The organism is Kitasatospora sp. NPDC059462 (assembly GCF_042749955.1).
Taxonomy (GTDB): Bacteria; Actinomycetota; Actinomycetes; order Streptomycetales; family Streptomycetaceae; genus Kitasatospora.
Genome location: NZ_JBHYUU010000367.1, coordinates 1 through 2717, shown reverse-complemented (window position 1 = coordinate 2717; position 2717 = coordinate 1). Strand labels below are relative to the sequence as shown.

Sequence of the window (2717 nt, the reverse complement as noted above, 5' to 3'; positions counted from 1 at the left end):
GCGCACACCGGCCCGTTCGCGGGCGGGCGAAACGGCGAGCGGATCACCCTTACGAGTGAAGTGACCGGCTTCGGATTGAGCACGCCCCACTACCGAACGTAACTTCACTTCCGCGAACGGGAGTTGTCCGACCGGGGCCCGGAGGGCGCTCCGCCGGGCCCGGCGACGACACCGCCGGCACCGGCGCAGTGGGGACCGGCGGGGCGCGCCGGCACCGGACGAAGGGATGTGGTGGCGGATGGGGGCGGGCACATCGCTGCGGACGACGCGGACGGCGCGGACGGCCGGCGGAACGGACCCGGCGCGGCCGGCGCCGCACCCGCACCCGCACCCGCACCCGACGGGGCGGGTGACGGCATGACCGTGGCCGCCCGCACCGCCACCCGGGCCCTGCGCCGGACCGGCTTCACCTTCGCCGCCGACGGCAGCCACGCCGCCTGCCTCGCCTCCGCCTCCGACGGCGGCTGGTACGCGGAGAGCTGGCGCCTCCCGCAGGACGGTCCGGCCGTCCCGACCGCGCTGCGCCTGCCGGGGCCCCGCTTCGAGAGCCCGTGCTCCCAGCCGGTCGCCCTTCCGGACGGGTCGGTGCTGCTCTGCCGGCACGACGGCGAGCGGCACGACCTGGTGACGCTCCACGCCGCCGACGGCCCCGACGGCCGGCCCGTCGCCGTCGAGCGCCCGCCGGCCACCCTGCGGATGCCGGGCCTGCGCCTGCTGCCGCTCCCGGCGGGCGCGCCGTCCGGCCCCGGGGCGCCGGTCGCGCTGGCGCTGGGCAGCGACACCCGGCCGGCCACCACCGTCTGGCTGGTGCGCGCCGACGGCTCCGCGCCGCAGCAGATCGCCGGGATCCCGGGCCTGTACGGCGGCGGCGTCTGGCTGGACCGCTGCGGCGCGCTGCTGGCGCTCGACCGGGTGGGCGACGGCCTCGTGCGCACCGTGGCGCTGGACCTGCGCACCGGCACCGTCACCCCGCTGCTGGAGATCGGCGGGCGCAGCAACGACCGGCTGGTGCTGTTCGACCCGGACAGCCGGTTCGCGATGGTGCGCAGCGACGCCCCCGGCGCCGACCGGATCGGCTGGGGCGTGCTGGGCGGCGGCCGACCGCTGCGGTTCCCGGACGCGCTGCACGTCGCGGGCATGTTCCTGCGGCCGGTGGCCCTGCGTCCGGGCCCGGAAGGGGTCCGGGTGGCCCTCCAGGTCGACCACGGCGCGGGCTGCTCGCTCGCGCTGTGGCAGCCGGCCGCCGGCCGGCTGGACCCGCTGCCCGTCCCGCCGGGGCGGCTCGGCGCGGTGGGCCACTGGTCGGCGGGCGGGCTGCGGATGCCGTACTCGGCGCCCGACCACCCGGCCGGGCTCGCCACCCTGGACGTGGACGCGCTGCTGGCGCACGACCCGGCCGCCACCGCGTCCGGCCCGGTGCCGGTTCCGCTGCCGCTGCAGCTGGCACCGCTCGGCTCCGGCCTGCCCGGCCCGTGGCGGGACACCGTCCTGCCCTGGCGCCCGGGCACCGTCGGGCGCGTCAACTCCTCCGCACCGCAGCGTGGTTGGCGACTGGACGGCTCCGCCGCACCCGGTGACGGCGGCCGCTGGCAGCCCGCGCAGAGTCTCGAACTCGCGGGACCGGCCGGGCCGTTGGAGGCAGTGGTGTACGGCGGGGACGGGTGGCTGAGCAGCCCGCACCTGGTGCTGGCGCTGCACGGCGGGCCGGCCGACGCCTGGCGGCTGGAGTTCGACCCGGCCCTGCAGCGGATGGCGGCCGAGGGCCTGGCCGTGCTCGCGCCGAACCAACGCGGCTCCACCGGCTACGGGTTGGCGCACGCGATGGCCGTCCGGGGCGCCTGGGGCGGGCCGGACCTCGACGACGTGCTGCACCTGCTGGAGGCCGTCGCCGGTCAGCGCGCGGCGCTCGGCCTGGAACCGCCGGCCCTGTTCGGGGTCAGCTACGGCGCGTTCCTCGCCCTGCTGGCGGCGGCGCACGCGCCGGCCGAGCAGCTGACGCGCTGCGCGGTCGTCGCCCCGTTCCTGTCCGGCGCCCGGCTGCTGGCCGAAGCCTCGGCCCCGGTACGGGCGTTGACCACCCGGCTGGGCGGCGGCGAGCCGATCGAGGACGCCCGGGGGCCGCGCGACGTGCTCCAGCTCGTGCACCGGATCGGCGCGCCGCTGCTGGTCGTGCACGGCGACCGGGACGAGGTGGTCCCGGTGAGCCAGTCCCGTGCGCTGCGGCACGAGTTGCTGCGGATCGGGCGCGCGGAGGGGAGCGACTTCCGCTACGTCGAGGCGGCGGGGGCCGGGCACGAGGTGCTCGCCGAGGAGGGCGGCGCGGTGCTGCACGAGCTCCTCGCCACGTTCCTGCGCACCGGCCGGCCCGGGTAGCACCGGGCGTCGGGGCGCCCGGGCACCGGGCGGGAACGCCGGATCCACCTGCGGATCCGCGCCCGTTCGGGGCCGCGCCGCTCCCCGGACGGCCGTCATGATCTCGATAGGATCTCGCCCGCTCCGGCGGTTAAGGTGGCGGCCGGAGTACGGGCCGCGATCACCGGCCACGCCCCGACCGCGCCCGCGACGTGCCGGCCGGGCGCCGAACCACCTGCACCCTCGCAAGGAAAAGACGATTCTGATGTCCGACACCCTCACCGACACCACCGGACCCGTCGCCGGGACCGACGCCGACGAGAATAAGTAAGAGGACACCGCGTCGCACGGCCTCAACCGCGTAT

The 2717-nt window shown here is 77.8% G+C and carries 1 protein-coding gene; it reads left to right on the top strand.

The genetic code is table 11. The features are described from left to right. The first annotated feature begins 357 nt into the window (after positions 1-357). On the top strand, positions 358-2373 hold the full coding sequence (locus ACFXAM_RS38450) for an alpha/beta fold hydrolase (RefSeq protein ID WP_380298556.1): 2016 nt from the start codon (positions 358-360) through the stop codon (positions 2371-2373). Positions 2374-2717: the final 344 nt, after the last annotated feature.